At 70.9% G+C, this 15,688-nt stretch carries 10 protein-coding genes and 7 tRNA genes; 6 read left to right on the plus strand and 11 right to left on the minus strand.

Going from position 1 to position 15,688, the window contains the following annotated elements:
• Positions 1-408 precede the first annotated feature (408 nt).
• Positions 409-615: a developmental transcriptional regulator BldC gene (gene bldC, locus QIS99_RS21400; RefSeq protein ID WP_003949541.1), complete on the plus strand. Its 207-nt coding sequence runs from the start codon at positions 409-411 to the stop codon at positions 613-615.
• A 652-nt stretch (positions 616-1,267) separates the two neighbouring features.
• Here bldC and QIS99_RS21405 read toward each other — a convergent pair.
• Positions 1,268-1,342, minus strand: a tRNA-Asp gene (locus QIS99_RS21405).
• 149 nt (positions 1,343-1,491) lie between these two features.
• On the minus strand, positions 1,492-5,484 hold the full coding sequence (hrpA, locus tag QIS99_RS21410; protein ID WP_282515184.1) for an ATP-dependent RNA helicase HrpA: 3,993 nt from the start codon (positions 5,482-5,484) through the stop codon (positions 1,492-1,494).
• A gap of 83 nt (positions 5,485-5,567) precedes the next feature.
• On the opposite strand from hrpA, the gene QIS99_RS21415 reads away from it, so the two are divergent.
• Genes QIS99_RS21415 through QIS99_RS21430 form a run of 4 tightly spaced genes read left to right on the plus strand, consistent with a single transcriptional unit; the run spans position 5,568 to position 8,203 of the window.
• A complete protein-coding gene (locus QIS99_RS21415; RefSeq protein WP_282515185.1) occupies positions 5,568-5,951 on the plus strand; it encodes a hypothetical protein in 384 nt (127 codons plus the stop codon).
• 52 nt (positions 5,952-6,003) lie between these two features.
• Positions 6,004-6,480 (plus strand): hypothetical protein, encoded by a 477-nt coding sequence (locus QIS99_RS21420; RefSeq protein WP_282515186.1) that lies wholly within the window; start codon positions 6,004-6,006, stop codon positions 6,478-6,480.
• A gap of 44 nt (positions 6,481-6,524) precedes the next feature.
• Complete coding sequence (locus tag QIS99_RS21425; protein WP_282515187.1) at positions 6,525-7,325, plus strand: DsbA family protein; 801 nt, start codon at positions 6,525-6,527, stop codon at positions 7,323-7,325.
• Complete coding sequence (locus tag QIS99_RS21430) at positions 7,322-8,203, plus strand: cytochrome c biogenesis CcdA family protein (protein WP_282515188.1); 882 nt, start codon at positions 7,322-7,324, stop codon at positions 8,201-8,203. The genes QIS99_RS21425 and QIS99_RS21430 overlap by 4 nt, the downstream gene beginning before the upstream one ends.
• A 63-nt stretch (positions 8,204-8,266) precedes the next feature.
• Here the strand turns inward: QIS99_RS21430 and QIS99_RS21435 are convergent.
• From QIS99_RS21435 to QIS99_RS21475, 9 genes are all read right to left on the minus strand, one after another.
• Positions 8,267-8,343 (minus strand) — tRNA-Phe (locus QIS99_RS21435).
• 23 nt (positions 8,344-8,366) lie between these two features.
• Positions 8,367-8,441: transfer RNA gene (locus QIS99_RS21440), tRNA-Asp, on the minus strand.
• Positions 8,442-8,785: 344 nt separating this feature from the next.
• Positions 8,786-8,862 (minus strand) — tRNA-Phe (locus tag QIS99_RS21445).
• Between the two features lie 159 nt (positions 8,863-9,021).
• Complete coding sequence (locus QIS99_RS21450; protein ID WP_282515189.1) at positions 9,022-9,564, minus strand: Uma2 family endonuclease; 543 nt, start codon at positions 9,562-9,564, stop codon at positions 9,022-9,024.
• Between the two features lie 189 nt (positions 9,565-9,753).
• Positions 9,754-9,830, minus strand: a tRNA-Phe gene (locus tag QIS99_RS21455).
• 23 nt (positions 9,831-9,853) lie between these two features.
• Positions 9,854-9,928 (minus strand) — tRNA-Asp (locus QIS99_RS21460).
• 40 nt (positions 9,929-9,968) lie between these two features.
• A tRNA-Glu gene (locus QIS99_RS21465) sits at positions 9,969-10,041 on the minus strand.
• Positions 10,042-10,122: 81 nt separating this feature from the next.
• Positions 10,123-11,793, minus strand: coding sequence for a metallophosphoesterase family protein (locus QIS99_RS21470; protein WP_282515190.1), 1,671 nt, complete (start codon positions 11,791-11,793; stop codon positions 10,123-10,125).
• 173 nt (positions 11,794-11,966) lie between these two features.
• Complete coding sequence (locus QIS99_RS21475; RefSeq protein WP_282515215.1) at positions 11,967-12,317, minus strand: metallopeptidase family protein; 351 nt, start codon at positions 12,315-12,317, stop codon at positions 11,967-11,969.
• Between the two features lie 1,185 nt (positions 12,318-13,502).
• On the opposite strand from QIS99_RS21475, the gene QIS99_RS21480 reads away from it, so the two are divergent.
• Positions 13,503-15,641, plus strand: a complete 2,139-nt coding sequence (locus QIS99_RS21480) for a DEAD/DEAH box helicase (RefSeq protein ID WP_282515191.1) — start codon at positions 13,503-13,505, stop codon at positions 15,639-15,641.
• The last annotated feature ends 47 nt before the right edge of the window (positions 15,642-15,688 follow it).

Genomic DNA, 15,688 nt, shown 5'->3' on the forward strand with positions numbered 1-15,688 from the left:
GTGATGGACCGCACTTACATCGCCCTTGCCCTCTTCCCCTACCCTCGTGCCAAAATAGGACAAGGAGTCCGGGGAGGACTCCATCCGTCCAATTATGGTCGGAGTGCTCGGCATTGCACTCTATGGGGGGCCTGATGACTGCTGATCACCCTGTGACTGATCGTCACAGTGGCGTGACTGTCCGCTATGGCACGGTCCATTGGCTTCCGCCGCTGATGGACACCTGAGAGGGCAATTCCATCGGTTTGGCCGACGCGGCTGGACGGATGGTGTAGTTGTAGTGCCGAGGACAAGCCGTTCGTCCTATAACCGACTCGACCCGCGTCTCCCATTTCGGGCAACGTGGGTCAAGGTGCAGAATTTAGAGGAATGAACCGAGATGGTTCGGTTCACCCGAGGAGGCCGCTCATGACCGCTCGCACCCCTGATGCCGAGCCGCTGCTGACCCCGGCTGAGGTCGCCACGATGTTCCGCGTCGACCCGAAGACGGTCACGCGCTGGGCGAAGGCCGGCAAGCTCACGTCCATCCGCACGCTGGGTGGGCACCGCCGTTACCGCGAGGCTGAGGTCCGCGCGCTTCTTGCGGGGATCCCGCAGCAGCGCAGCGAGGCCTGAAACACAGCCTGGCACTGCATGACCGGGCAGTTCAGGGTCCCCCAACCCGAAAGCCGCCCGAACAGCTCCATATGACGGGAGCCTGCCCCAACAGGCTCCGCGCCCGTGCATCTTGGGTACGTCGTCGATCGCGCTGGACTCCGCCGGGTCCGGCGCGATCTTTTTTGTGCCTTCTGGGCGGCCCTTGAACGCCTGGTCGCGGGAGTGGTGTTGGAGCCTGAGGGGGTCTGTGGGAGTCCGGTGGGAGTCCGCCGGAAGAGCGCCCGGCACTCCTGGGGGTCAGTGCAATTGCACATATTAAATTGACCCCTTGTAGGGCGGTTGTAAGTTCCGGTGTTTCCAAAACCAGTTCGGTGACACCCGTCACACGAGGCACAGCTTGTTACTCAAGTTGCTTCTGAGCTAAGGGAGATCACGCGCACCGGGCCGTCGGCCGTACGCCCCCTCCGTGCCCCCTCCGTATCCCCATCCCCTCCCCATCCCCTCCGTGCCCAGCGTGCCATCGCGGCCGGCGCCATGAGGGGCGCATTGGTCGGGAAGGGGCGGGACTTTCGTCCTGGGTGTCCGCCCGGAGTGCCGGTGGCGGGTGGCGGGTGGCGGAGTCAAGACGCAGCGAAGCCCGCATCCGAGGGATGCGGGCTTCGAATCTGTGCGGTCCTGACGGGATTTGAACCCGCGGCCTCCACCTTGACAGGGTGGCGAGCACTCCAAACTGCTCCACAGGACCAGGAGTTGCGGCGCTTGATCACTGCGTTGCGCTGCGAGAAGAGACTCTACAGCAGCGCCCGGCCAGGGTCGAACTCGCTCTCCGTGAGCATCCCGTCGCGCCCCGTCGCGCCCTTTCGTGCCCGTTTACGCCCTTTCGCGCTCTTTCCGCTACGGCGCCGCCGCGTCCACGGCCTTCACGATCCGCTTGTCCGAGATCGGGTAGGCGGTTCCGAGGGCATGCGCGAAGTAGCTGACCCGCAGCTCCTCCAGCATCCAGCGGATGTCCCGGACGTTCTGCGGCACCGGACGCCCCTGCGGCAACTGCTCAAGCAGCCAGGCGTACTCGTCCTGCATGTCGTGGACCTTCTGCATGCGCGTGGTGTCCCGCTGCACGTTCGTCGGCATCTGCTGGAGCCGGCGGTCCGCGGCCGTCAGGTACCGCATCAGGTCGGGCAGCCGACGCAGCCCCGTCGCCGTGACGAAGCCGGGCCTGACCAGGGCGTCCAGCTGCGCGCGTACGTCCTGGAGGTTGGCGAGCAGCGCCGGGGAGTTCGTGGACTTCAGGCGGCGCTCACAGGACTGCCAGGCGGCGAGGACCTGCTGCACCTGGCCGACCGTGTGCACGGTGGCGTCGACGAGGTCGGCGCGGACCTTCTCGTAGAGCCCCCGGTACGACGCCTCGTCCCAGGCCGGGCCGCCGAAGTCGGCGATCAGCTTGTCCGCGGCGGCCGTGGCGCAGTCGTCCACCAGGGCCTGGATGGAGCCGTGCGGGTTCGAGGAGAGCGTGAGCTTCTGCTGGTTGCTGAGCTTGCCGGTGGCGAACTTGGCGGGGTTCACGGGGATGTTGAGCAGGATCAGGCGCCGGGTGCCCTGCCACATCGACTCCAGCTGCTCGGCCTCGGTGTCGAAGAGGCGTACGGAGACGGAGTCGCCCGCGTCCACGAGCGCCGGGTAGGCCTTCACCGGCTGGCCGGCCCGCCGGGTCTCGAAGGTCCGCTTCAGCGTGCCGATCGTCCAGTCGTGAAGGCCCGTACGCTCCACGGACTCGCCGCCCGAGCGCTCCGCGGTCGCCGCCGCGGCCTGCGAGATCGCCTTGCGGGCCTTCGGCTTGAGCTTGAGCTTCAGCGCCTCCAGGTCCTTGTCCTCGGCGAGCTTGCGGCGCCGCTCGTCGACGATCCGGAACGTGATCTTCAAGTGGTCCGGTACGCGCGCCAGATCGAAGTCGTCCGCCGTCACCGGCACGCCGACCATGCCCTTCAGCTCGCGCGCCAACGTCACCGGCAGCGGCTCCTGCAGGGGCACCGCCCGCTCCAGGAAGGCCTTGGCGAAGTTCGGCGCCGGGACGTAGTTGCGGCGGATCGGCTTGGGCAGCGAGCGGATCAGCTCGACGACCACGTCCTCGCGCAGGCCCGGGATCTGCCAGTCGAAGCCCTCGTCCGTGACCTGGTTGAGGACCTGGAGCGGCACGTGGACCGTCACACCGTCGGCGTCCGCGCCCGGCTCGAACTGGTACGTCACCCGGAACTTCAGCCCGCCCTGACGCCACGCGTCCGGATAGTCGTCCTTCGTGACCGCCTCGGCCGACTCGCGGATGAGCATCGACCGCTCGAAGTCGAGGAGTTCGGGCTCCTCGCGCTGCTTGTGCTTCCACCAGGAGTCGAAGTGGGCGCCCGAGACGACATGGTCCGGGATGCGCTGCTCGTAGAAGTCGAAGAGCGTCTCGTCGTCGACCATGATGTCGCGGCGGCGCGCCCGGTGCTCCAACTCCTCGACCTCGGTGAGGAGTCTGCGGTTGTCCGCGTAGAACTTGTGGTGCGTGCGCCAGTCGCCCTCGACCAGGGCGTTGCGGATGAACAGCTCGCGGGAGACCTCCGGGTCGATGCGGCCGTAGTTCACCTTGCGCTGCGCCACGATCGGCACGCCGTACAGCGTGACCTTCTCGTACGCCATCACCGCCGCCTGGTCCTTCTCCCAGTGCGGCTCGGAGTACGTGCGCTTCAGCAGGTGCTCGGCCAGCGGCTCGACCCACTCCGGCTCGATCCTGGCGTTGACCCGCGCCCAGAGCCGGGAGGTCTCCACCAGCTCGGCGGACATGAGGAACCGCGGCGGCTTCTTGAACAGCGCCGAGCCCGGGAACACCGCGAACTTGGCGTTGCGGGCGCCCAGATACTCGTTCCGCCCCCCGCCGCGCTGCTTCGGGTCGCTCTCCTTGGACTCCTTCACGTCTTTCATGCCGATGTGCGACAGCAGACCGGCGAGGAGGGAGATGTGGATCTGCTGGTCGGGCGCATCGTCCTCATTCAGATGGATGCCCATCTGCTTCGCGACCGTGCGCAGCTGGTGGTAGATGTCCTGCCACTCGCGGATCCGCAGGAAGTTCAGGTACTCCTGCTTGCACATCCGCCGGAACGAGCTGGAGCCGCGCTCCTTCTGCTGCTCGCGCACATAGCGCCAGAGATTCAGATACGCGAGGAAGTCGCTGGTCTCGTCCTTGAACCGGGCATGCTGCTGGTCCGCCTGCGCCTGCTTCTCCGCCGGGCGCTCGCGCGGGTCCTGGATGGAGAGCGCCGCCGCGATCACCATGACCTCGCGCACGCAGCCGTTCTTGTCCGCCTCCAGGACCATCCGGGCCAGTCGCGGGTCGACGGGCAGCTGGGCCAGCTTGCGGCCGGACTGCGTGAGCCGCTTGCGTACGTCCTTCTGCTTCGGGTCCAACGCGCCCAGCTCCTGCAGGAGTTGGACGCCGTCGCGGATGTTGCGGTGGTCCGGCGGGTCGATGAACGGGAACTTCTCGATGTCGCCGAGGCCGGCCGCCGTCATCTGCAGGATGACGCTCGCCAGGTTCGTACGGAGGATCTCCGCGTCCGTGAACTCCGGGCGCGCGTCGAAGTCGTCCTCGCTGTACAGCCGGATGCAGATGCCGTCCGACGTGCGGCCGCAGCGGCCCTTGCGCTGGTTGGCGCTGGCCTGGCTGACCGGCTCGATGGGCAGCCGCTGCACCTTGGTGCGGTGGCTGTAGCGGGAGATGCGGGCCGTGCCCGGGTCGATCACGTACTTGATGCCGGGGACGGTGAGGGAGGTCTCGGCGACGTTCGTGGCCAGGACGATGCGGCGGCCCGTGTGCTGCTGGAAGACCCGGTGCTGCTCGGCGTGCGACAGGCGGGCGTAGAGGGGGAGGACTTCCGTGCTGTGCCCATCAGCGCCTCCGGCGCGGGGGTACTTCTTCTTCTCCAGCGCGTCCGCCGTGTCCCGGATCTCGCGCTCGCCGGAGAGGAAGACCAGAATGTCGCCCTTGCCCTCGGCCTGGAGCTCTTCGACGGCGTCGCAGATCGCGGTGATCTGGTCGCGGTCGGACTCTTCGCTGTCCTCTTCGAGGAGGGGGCGGTAACGGACCTCCACCGGGTACGTACGCCCGGAGACCTCGACGATCGGGGCGTCCCCGAAGTGCCGGGAGAAGCGCTCCGGGTCGATCGTCGCCGAGGTGATGACGACCTTCAGGTCCGGGCGCTTCGGCAGCAGCTGGGCGAGGTAGCCGAGCAGGAAGTCGATGTTCAGGGACCGCTCGTGCGCCTCGTCGATGATGATCGTGTCGTACGCGCGCAGCTCGCGGTCCGTCTGGATCTCGGCGAGCAGGATGCCGTCCGTCATCAGTTTTACGAACGTGTCGCCGCCGACCTGGTCGGTGAAGCGGACCTTCCAGCCGACCGTCTCGCCGAGCGGGGTGTCCAGCTCGTCCGCCACGCGCTCGGCGACCGTACGGGCCGCGATGCGGCGGGGCTGCGTATGGCCGATCATGCCGCGGGCGCCCCGGCCCAGCTCCATGCAGATCTTCGGGATCTGCGTGGTCTTCCCGGAACCCGTCTCACCTGCGACGATCACGACCTGGTGGTCCCGGATCGCGGCCAGGATCTCGTCCTTCTTCTGGCTGACCGGCAGCTGCTCGGGATACGTGACCGGCGGCAGGGCCGCGCGCCGCTCGCGTATCCGCGCGGCGGACTTCTCCGCCTCCGCCGCGATCTCGTCGAGGACCGCCTGCCGCGCCTCGGGCCTGCGGATCTTGCGGCTGCCTTCGAGGCGGCGCCCCAGACGGTGCGCGTCGCGGAGCGAGGCCTCGTCGAGGAGCCGGGCGAGTTCGGCATAGTCGGCATAGGAAGTAGACATACGGACTCCAGGATCTCACCCGCCCGTCGGCACTGGCGAACGCATTTCTGTCCCCCTCTGTCCGGGTGGTGCAGTATGGAGCCATGTCGCCAGCCGCCGCCCACCGTCGCCGCCCCGCGGTGACGGTGCTGTTGGGCGCGCTCCTGGCGCTGCTCACGCTGGGGCTCGCATGCGGCCCGGCGAGCGCGAGCGCCGGCCAGGTGACCGGGTCCGTACGCGCCGCCGCGCCCTCGGCCGCCGCCCTGGACGGCAAGACCGGCTGCGGCAAGAAGCAGACCGACGAGGGCAGCCAGCCCGCCGCCCCGACCCGCGGCTCCGCGCAAGAACAGCTGGCCTCCACGCTGTCGTACGAGCACGCCACCGGTGACTGGACGGCCGACGGCCACCTCGCCGGCGCCGCACCCGACCGCGGCCCACCGCCCCGCGACCCGCCGTCCCCCGTGGAACTCTCCGTCCTGCGCGTGTAGAAGGCCCCGTCTCCGGCCCTCACCCACACGCCCAGGACAGGAGAAAACCCGCATGAACCTGCGGCTCGCACTGCGCGCCCCCGCCCTCTGGCCGGCGGCGCGCCGGCTCGTCGCGCTCGGCGGCGCCCTGCTCAGCGCACTGCTGCTCGGCCTGCCCACAGCCCTGGTACCGAACCCGCTGTTCGGCCGCGAGATCCCGCCCGAGTGGTGGAGCTACCCGGTGCTCGTGGCCTCCGCGCTGCTCGCCGGGCTGCTGCTCGCCACGTACGTACGCACGGGCGCGGAGCGCACCCCGGAGAGCGAGCGCGTCTCGCGGCTCGGCTCCGCCGGAGCACTGCTCTCGTTCCTCGCCGTCGGCTGCCCCGTCTGCAACAAGATCGTGCTGCTCGCCCTCGGCACCTCCGGCGCGCTCACCGTCTGGGCGCCGCTGCAGCCCGTACTCGCGGTCGCCTCGCTCGCGCTGCTCGCCGTGGCCACCGTCCGCCGCCTCGCCGGCGAGGTGGCGTGCCCGGCGACGCCCGCGCGCTGACCCCCCGAACTTCCCGACCCGCACCACCAGGAGACCCCACCCCTATGTCCTCCCCTACGTCATCCCCTACGTCATCCCCTACGTCCTCCACGTCCAAGAACACCTCGCCCGGCAAGGGCCGCGGCATCGCGATCGGCGCGGCCGTCCTCGTGGCGGCGCTGCTCCTCGGCGTCTTCTCGTACACCGCGACCAGCCCCGGCGCGAAGCGCGACACCGCGGGCGACACTCCCGTCGCCGACGTCTCCGCCGACCCGCAGGAGGGCGTCTACCCGGAGCTGGAGAAGCTGGCCCGGCGCGACGCCAAGGACCCGTTCGCCCAGGGCCGCGCGGACGCCCCCGTCGTCCTCGTCGAGTACGCCGACTTCAAGTGCGGCTTCTGCGGCAAGTTCGCCCGCGACACCGAGCCGGGTCTGGTGAAGAAGTACGTCGACAACGGCACCCTGCGCATCGAATGGCGCAACTTCCCCATCTTCGGCGCCGAGTCGGAGGCCGCCGCGCGCGCCGCCTGGGCGGCCGGACAGCAGGGCCGCTTCTGGCAGTTCCACGAGGCGGCGTACGCGAAGGGTGTGAAGGAGCAGGGCTTCCAGGCCGACCGCCTCACCGCGCTCGCGAAGCAGGCCGGCGTCGCCGACCTGGACCGCTTCGCGAAGGACCGCGACAGCGAGGCCGCGCGGAAGGCCGTGGGCAGGGACACCGAGGAGGCGTACCAGCTGGGCGCCACCTCCACCCCGTCCTTCCTGATCAACGGCCGGCCGCTGGCGGGCGCCCAGCCCGCGGAGACCTTCGAGCAGGCCATCGAGCAGGCGGCGGCCACGGCGAAGAAGAACGGCGGCTCGGACAAGTGACCGGCGACATCGGCTATCTCGCCGCGTTCCTCGGCGGCCTGCTCGCCCTGCTCAGCCCGTGCAGCGCGCTGCTCCTGCCGGCCTTCTTCGCGTACTCGATCAACAGCCCGTCCCGGCTTCTGGCCCGCACCGGCATCTTCTACCTGGGCCTGGCCACCACCCTGGTCCCGCTGGGCGCGGCCGGTTCGTTCGCGGGACGGTTCTTCTACGGCAACCGCGATCTGCTCGTCCTCGTCGGCGGCTGGCTGATCATCGCGCTGGGGCTGCTGCAACTCCTCGGCATGGGCTTCGCGTCCCGCAAGATGTCCGAGCTCTCCGGCCGCATCCGCCCCACCACCGCCCTGTCGGTGTACGCCCTGGGGGCGGTCTACGGCCTGGCGGGCTTCTGCGCGGGCCCGATCCTCGGCTCCGTCCTCACGGTCGCGGCCCTGGGCGGCAATCCGGGGTACGGGGGCGCCCTGCTCGCGGTGTACGCCCTCGGCATGGCCGTCCCGCTGTTCCTGCTCGCCCTGCTCTGGGAGCGCTTCGACCTGGGCCGACGCCGCTGGCTGCGCGGCCGCACGTTCCGGGTCGGGCGCGTCGAGCTGCATACGACGTCGACGCTCTCGGGCCTGTTCTTCATCACGCTCGGCACGCTGTTCCTGGCCTTCGACGGGACGACCGCGCTGCCCGGAATCCTCGACGTGGACGATTCGTTCGCGGTCGAGCAGTGGGCCCGCGGCCTCGGCGAACGGGTCTCGGACGGCGCGCTGGCCCTCGTGGCGGCCGCGGCGGCGGTGGCGTTCTTCGCGGTACGCGCGTGGCGCCGCCGGGACGTACGGGGCAAGGGGGCGGCGGAGGACGTACGGGGCAAGGGGGCAGCGGAACCGGAGAGCTGAGCGGGACCGGCCCGCGGGCCCGGAGAACACCGAAGCCCCCCGTCCAAGGACGGGGGGCTTCTTTGGTGGCTGGGGCCGGGGTCGAACCGGCGACCTTCCGCTTTTCAGGCGGACGCTCGTACCAACTGAGCTACCCAGCCACGAGATTCACGGGGAATCTCAGCGGTCCTGACGGGATTTGAACCCGCGGCCTCCACCTTGACAGGGTGGCGAGCACTCCAAACTGCTCCACAGGACCAAGCTGTTGCGCGACCAAGTGTCGCACAGGGTGCCGCGTGCCCCCAACGGGATTCGAACCCGACATCGCGGACCGCGCATCGGGATTGACTCCCCGCTTGCTGTCCAGCCGGGCGACCGCCTCGCCGGAGAGCCGGAGCGTCTCGTCGCCGTCGTAGGCTTCGCGGCCTCGTGTGACGAGTCGGGCGGCGGTGGCGGCGAGGTCGGGGTGAACAGCGTCACGGACAGCAGCCGTCCACGTGACCTGTGCTGTGCGCGGGCACACGGGATTCATCGCGGGAGAGGGAAGCGTCCTGGGGCGCGCGAAAGAGCCCCGGGCGGCGGACCGTCCGGGGCTCTTCGAGGTGGTGGCTGGGGCCGGGGTCAAACCGGCGCCCCTTCGCTTTTCAGGCGGACGCTCGTACCGACTGAGCTACCCAGCCACGAGATTCACGGGGAATCTCAGCGGTCCTGACGGGATTCGAACCCGAAACTGTCACCTCTCTGAACTGCGGAAACGCCGGAGAATTGGAAAATGGGCCCCGTTTCCGTCCTTCCTGGTCCCGCTCGATCCACCTTGATCCGGGTCCCGTGCCGACGTGTCAGCACTCCGGTTCGGGCCGGGGCAGCTCGTCCAGGTCGAGGGTGAAGGTCCGTCCGTCGGCCAGCTCGATGGGGAGTTTGCCCGTGCCGTACTTGTGGGTGCGGGCCGTGATGTAGCCGGTCCCGACAGGTTCGGTGTGGACGACGACCTCCCCGGCGTACGGGTCCACGACCATATAGACGGGGATGCCGTAGCGGCCGTACTTGGCGGTGCAATCGTCATAGTCCTTGCGTGCCGAGGAGACCGACACCACCTCCGCGATCAGCAGGACGTCCTCGAAGCTGTACCGCTTGCCCTGCCGCTGCGCATCCTCCCGCAGGACCGCGAAGTCCGGAGCGGAGTTCTCGTCAGCCGGGAAGTCGAGGTAGACGTCGGAGGCGGTCTTCGCGTGACGGCCGAGAGCGAGAGAGTCGATCTGCATCGACTTGATCGTGCTGGAGTGCTCGAAGCTCTGCGGGGTCATGATCACCTTACCGTCGGCACCGAAGAAGACCGTGTATCCGGCGGGGAACTCGGTGTGCATGATCGCATCGACGCTCATCGGCTGCTCCTTCCCGTATTCCCTCAGGGTACGGTGGCGGTACGCGGGTATGACGAATATCCGCAGGAGAAAGGGCAGGCGAGCCTGCGGTCGGCAACCCTCGGGGCCGACTGCCGCCACGGGCGGAGCTTTGCCCGGGCATGCAACAAGAACGTCCCGGACGGCATGCCGTCCGGGACGTTCTCAGAGTGGTGGCTGGGGCCGGGGTCGAACCGGCGACCTTCCGCTTTTCAGGCGGACGCTCGTACCAACTGAGCTACCCAGCCACGAGATTCACGGGGAATCTCAGCGGTCCTGACGGGATTTGAACCCGCGGCCTCCACCTTGACAGGGTGGCGAGCACTCCAAACTGCTCCACAGGACCAAGCGCGGTGCAAAAGTACGCACCGTACAGAAGTGTTGCGTGCCCCCAACGGGATTCGAACCCGTGCTACCGCCTTGAAAGGGCGGCGTCCTAGGCCGCTAGACGATGAGGGCTATCGGCCCGCCTGGGCGCCTCGTCAGCGCGTCGGGGACTTCAGAAGCATATGGGATGCAGGGAGCTAACGCCAAAACGGTTTACGGCGACGACCGCGGTGACCTTGCCGGAGACCGTTCCGGTGAGGCGGGCGAAGGGCCTGGGGTGAGCGGCGGCGACGGGGTCGCGCCCGGTTCGTTCTCCTCCGGTACGTGGCGGCTGACCTCGGCCGTGGTGAGGCCGAGGCCGCCCAGACGGATCTCGTCCCAGGCCTGCAGGCGCTTGGTGGTCCGGTCGAGGTACAGGACCGACGCGGAGACCGGGTCCGGCTCGTCGTCCTCGACGGCGCGCAGGCCGCTGCCGCCGGTGGAGCCCTCGATGCGCAGCCGGGTGCCGCCGGGCAGCCGTTCCATCTCCGGGTGGTGGACGTGGCCCGCGAGGACCAGCGGGACCAGGCCGTCGGTCCGCCGGGCCGCGACCGGGTTGTGCGCCACGGCGATGTCCACCGGCGCGCCCTTGTCCCGCTGTTCGCGCAGGGCGGCGGCGAGGCGGTCGCCCGCGGCGCGTTCGGCGGGGTCGCCGCGGGCGACGACCGAGCGGTCCGGGGTGAACTGCGGGTCGCCGATGCCCACGATGCGCAGGCCGCCCACGCGCACGCCGCGGCCGTTGTCCAGGACGTGCACGTTCTTCAGGCGTTCCAGGTAGCGCTGCGTCGTCATGGAGTCGTGGTTGCCGCGCACCCAGACGTAGGGGGCGCCCAGGTCCTCGATCGGGTCGAGGAAGCGGTTCTCGGCTGCGGTGCCGTGGTCCATGGTGTCGCCGGAGTCGACGATCACGTCGATCTCGTACTGCTCGACGAGCGAGGCGATGATGTGCCAGCTCGCCGGGTTGAGGTGGATGTCGGAGACGTGCAGGACGCGGACCGTGGAGGGGTCGGGGGCGTACGTGGGGAGCGTGGAGGTGGCGTCGTAGAGCTTGGTGACGTTGGTGACCAGGCGGGCCAACTCCTTCTGGTACGCGTCGAATTCGGTGACGATGCTGCGGGCGCTGCCGACCACGGACGGGGCGGAGGAGAGCAGTCCGGAGAAGCGGGGTTCGAGGACCGACTTGGGGTTCCAGGTGGCGTAGGCGGTGGCGCCGCAGACCACCAGCAGGGCGAGCGCGGTGCCGCCGGCGGCGAGGGCGCGGCGGGGTCTGCGGTGGACGACGAGGCCGAGCGCGGCGGCGCCGAGGACGACGGCGACGCAGGAGCGCAGTGCGAGGTCGAGGGCGCCGGCCTGGACGTCGCGGGTGACCTCGTCCTGCAGCCCGGCGATGCGTTCGGGGTGGTCGACGAGGGCGCGGGCGCGGTCCGGGTCGAGGCGGTCCAGGGTGACGTCGAGGCGGAGCGGCGCGGTGTGGGAGTCGAGTTCGAGGGCGCCGAGCGGGGAGACGTTGATCTTCGTGCCGCCGGTGAGGGAGGGCCGCAGCGTCATCCGGGTGTCCATCGGGCCGACCGGGACGTGCACGCTGCCGACGGCAAGCAGGCCGAGCCAGGCGCCGATCAGGACCACGGCGACGCGTCCGAGGGCGCGGCCGTAGGGGTGCGGCGGCCGGACGAGTTCGCTGACGGGGTGCGGGTGGCGCGCGCGGTAGTGGCGTACGAGGGCGGCCGGGGCGGTCCGTACGCGGTGCAGGGCGGTCCCTGCGCGGTGCAGGGCGCTCCCTGCGCGATGTAGGGCGGTCCCTGCGCGATGCAGGATGCTTCGGGTGGCGGCGCGGGCGCTGGCCATTGGGCGCCTATGCCCAAGTCTGCGGGCGTCTATGCCGGTACCGGGGCGGGCGCTCGGGCGGGAGCTCGCGCGGGCTCCCTGGCAGGCGCTCGGGCGGGCCTTCGCGCGGGCGCCCCGGCGGGGTGCTCGGGTGGGCGCCCCGGCAGGCGCTCGGGTGGGCGCCCCGGCGGGGATCAGCCCCAGCCGAGTTCGTGCAGGCGCTCGTCGTCGATGCCGAAGTGGTGGGCGATCTCGTGGACGACGGTGACGGCGACCTCGTCGACCACGTCCTCCCGGGTCTCGCAGTAGCGCAGGGTCGGGCCCATGTAGATCGTGATGCGGTCCGGGAGCACCCCGGCGTACCACTCGCCGCGGTCGGTGAGCGGCGTGCCCTCGTACAGGCCGAGCAGTTCGGGGTCGTCGGCGGACGGTTCGTCCTCCACGAACACGGCCACGTTGTCCATCACCCTGGTCAGTTCCGGGGGGATCTGGTCCAGGGCCTGGCTCACCAGCTCTTCGAACGCCTCACGGGTCATCTCCAGCACACGGCCCATTGTCGGGGACGGGCGGGCGTTGTGCGGGGGCGTCGGTGAACTCCCGTACGGGGGCGTGAACTCCGGTACGGGGAACGGCGGGGCGGCGGCGTTCGGGGCGTTCGGGGCGTGTGGGGCGTGCGGTCGGTGGATCGCGCGGTCTGGGGGGTCGGGTGCGCGGCGTGTCCTCTTGCGGGCGGCGGGAGTTGGGCAGGGCAACCCATTCGCCGCGCTCCGGAGGTGGCCCACCGTGCGCCAGTTGTACGTACCCGTTCGTCTGGCCGCGGTCGTGGTCGCCCTCGGTGCGGGCGCCGGGTGTGTGAGCGTCGGCGGCGACGCCCAGGAGCCCGGGCCCGCCGAGCCCTCGCGGTCCGCGGGCGAGCGTGCCGGGGAGGCGGGGCCGGACGGCGGGCCCGCGGTGAGCGGTACCTCGGGGCGCGGGGGCGCGCAGCCGGGCGGCCCGCGCCCCGAGGGCGGCAAGGGGGCGCGGGACGGCTCCGCCGCGCCCTCCGGCGCCGAGTCGTCCCCGGACGCCACGGCCCCGACCCGTACGCCGGGCTCGTCCTCGCCGTCCCGGCCGGACCCGACGCGGACGACGCCGAAGCCGCGGCCGTCCGTGACGAAGCCCACGCCCACCTCCACGCCGGGCCCGTCGTCGCCCGGCCCCGGCTCCGGGCCGGGGCCCGGCCCCTCGTCCCCGTCCTCGCCCTCGTCCTCGTCCTCGTCCTCGTCCTCGCAGGGAACGCCGGGGACGACGCCCCCGCCGCCGGGGAGCGAGCGGCCGTCGGCCTCCGGGGCGGACGGCGGTGGGGCCGGAGGTGCGGGCGGGGGTGCGGGCGGGGTGCGCGGGGCGAGCTTCGAGGCGCGGGAGCCGTCGCCGCAGGCCGGGCCGAGCTGAGGCGTGGCGGGCCGGGTTCCGGTTCCAGGTGCCGGGTCCGGGGCTCCGGGGCTCCAGCTCCAGGTTCCGGGCTCCGGTCGCCGTTTCGGCATTGACGCAGGTCAGGCGGCCGGTTTGCCAGGCGGGGGAGGGGGTGCGTACAGTGGTAGATCGTTTGATCCCATTTGCCCGGCGCCAGCATCGAAGAGCGCCGTGTGGCGCGTACTCTCCCTAGCCGTGGCTGACCGCATTGAGGCGGTCGAATTGCGATTCACGGAGTTTGGGCGCGTGCCGAGACTCCGGAAGGTTTCGCATTTCGCATGTCCACATTCAGTACTGAGCACTCCGTCCTGCCCGAGAACGCCGCGGACGAGGCTGTCGTGACCGACGCCCCCGCCGCCGACGCCGCTCCCGAGGCTCCCGAGGTCACCTTCGGCGACCTGGGCCTGCCCGAGGGCGTCGTCCGCAAGCTCGCGCAGAACGGCGTGACCACGCCCTTCCCGATCCAGGCCGCGACCATCCCGGACGCCCTGGCCGGCAAGGACATCCTCGGCCGCGGTCGCACCGGCTCCGGCAAGACCCTCTCCTTCGGTCTGCCGACCATGGCCGCGCTCGCCGAAGGCCGTACGGAGAAGAAGAAGCCCCGCGCGGTCATCCTCACCCCGACCCGCGAGCTGGCGATGCAGGTCGCCGACGCCCTCCAGCCGTACGGCGACGTCCTCGGCCTGAAGATGAAGGTCGTCTGCGGCGGTACGTCCATGGGCAACCAGATCTACGCCCTGGAGCGCGGCGTCGACATCCTCGTCGCCACCCCGGGCCGCCTGCGCGACATCATCAACCGCGGCGCCTGCTCCCTTGAGAACATCCAGGTCGCCGTCCTCGACGAGGCCGACCAGATGTCCGACCTGGGCTTCCTGCCCGAGGTCACCGAGCTGCTCGACCAGGTGCCGTCCGGCGGCCAGCGGATGCTGTTCTCGGCCACGATGGAGAACGAGATCTCCACGCTGGTCAAGCGCTACCTGACCGACCCGGTCACGCACGAGGTCGACGCCGCCCAGGGCGCCGTCACGACCATGACGCACCACATCCTGATCGTGAAGCCCCGCGACAAGGCGCCGGTGACCGCCGCGATCGCCGCACGCAAGGGCCGCACCATCATCTTCGTCCGCACCCAGCTCGGCGCCGACCGCATCGCGGAGCAGCTGCGCGACGCCGGTGTGAAGGCCGACGCGCTGCACGGCGGCATGACGCAGGGCGCCCGTACGCGCACCCTCGCCGACTTCAAGGACGGGTACGTCAACGCGCTCGTCGCGACCGATGTCGCCGCGCGCGGCATCCACGTCGACGGCATCGACCTGGTCCTCAACGTGGACCCGGCCGGTGACCACAAGGACTACCTGCACCGCTCCGGCCGTACCGCCCGCGCCGGGCGCTCCGGCACGGTCGTGTCCCTCTCGCTGCCGCACCAGCGCCGCCAGATCTTCCGCCTGATGGAGGACGCGGGCGTCGACGCCTCGCGCCACATCATCGGCCAGGGCGGCGCCTTCGACCCGGAGGTCGCCGAGATCACCGGCGCCCGGTCCCTGACCGAGGTCCAGGCCGACTCCGCGGACAACGCGGCGAAGCAGGCCGAGCGTGATGTGTCCGACCTCACCAAGCAGTTGGAGCGCGCGCAGCGCCGCGCGACCGAGCTGCGCGAGGAGGCCGACCGGCTCACCGCCCGCGCCGCGCGTGAGCGGGGCGACGACCCGGCCGAGGCCGTCGCCGCCGCCGCCGAGGCGGCCGTCGCGGAGGCCGCGCAGGCCGAGGTGCCGGTCCAGCGCGAGCAGCGCGAGCAGCGTGAGTTCCGCGAGGAGCGTCCGTCGTACGAGCGTCGTGAACGCCGGGACGACCGGGGCAACTTCGAGCGCCGGGAGCGTCGGGACGACCGTGGCGCCGGCGACCGTCCGTTCAACCGCGACCGTCGCGACGACCGGGGCGGCTTCCGCCGGGACGACCGGGGCGGCGACCGTCCGTTCAACCGTGACCGTCGCGACGACCGGGGCGGCTTCCGCCGGGACGACCGTCGCGACAACGACCGGGGCGGCTTCCGCCGTGACGACCGGGGCGACCGGGGCGACCGGGGTTTCCGCCGGGACGACCGGGGCGGCAACGGCGGCTTCAACCGCGACCGCCGCGACCACCGTGGCGCCGGCGACCGTCCGTTCAACCGTGACCGTCGCGACGAGCGGGGCGGCTTCCGCCGGGACGAGCGGGGCGGCAACGGCGGCTTCAACCGCGACCGCCGCGACCACCGTGGCGGCAGCGACCGTCCGTTCAACCGCGACGACCGTCCCCACAACCGCGACCGCCGCGACCACCGCGGCGGCGGCGACCGGCCGTTCAACCGCCGTGACGACCGCGGCGCCGGCTCCTTCGGCCGCCGCGACGACAAGCCGCGCTGGAAGCGCAACGGCTGACCGGTACGGCACCGCCGACTGACCAGAAAGCGGGCCCGCTCCTCGGA

Origin of the sequence: Streptomyces solicavernae (genome assembly GCF_029968095.1) — a bacterium.
Classification (GTDB): Bacteria; Actinomycetota; Actinomycetes; order Streptomycetales; family Streptomycetaceae; genus Streptomyces; species Streptomyces solicavernae.